1 protein-coding gene is annotated in these 390 nt (G+C 71.3%); it reads left to right on the top strand.

Going from position 1 to position 390, the window contains the following annotated elements; all coding sequences use genetic code 11:
- Positions 1–390, top strand: a 390-nt coding sequence (locus E0L35_RS26035; protein ID WP_138801772.1) for a cytochrome P450, incomplete at both ends; no start/stop codon positions are given.

Raw genomic sequence — 390 nt, 5'->3', positions numbered from 1 at the left:
TCCAGGCACGGGTGCAGGCGTGGCGCGACCGCGGCGAGGTGGCCATCCTGCGCGAGACCGGCTACCTGATGCTCCAGCTCATCTTCGGCCTGATGGGCATTCCCGCGCGGGATCTGCCGCGGTGGCACCGCAAGTACCGGCAACTGCTGCAGCTGATCGTTGCGCCGCCGATCGACCTGCCGGGGTTGCCGCTGCGCCGTGGCCGCGCCGCGCGCAGCTGGATCGACGCACAGTTGCGCCAGTTCATCCACGGCGCACGCACGCAGTCCGCGCGCACCGGCCTGGTCCACGACATGGTGGAGGCTTTCGATGCCAGCGGCGGGGCGCTGGCCGACGACGTGCTCATCGCCAACATCCGCCTGCTGCTGCTGGCCGGGCACGACACCACCG

The sequence above is a fragment of the Halomonas sp. ATBC28 genome, assembly GCF_005937175.1.
Classification (GTDB): Bacteria; Pseudomonadota; Gammaproteobacteria; order Pseudomonadales; family Halomonadaceae; genus Vreelandella; species Vreelandella titanicae.
The sequence above is the reverse complement of the archived record's forward strand: the minus strand, read 5'-3'. Positions and strand labels throughout refer to the sequence as shown.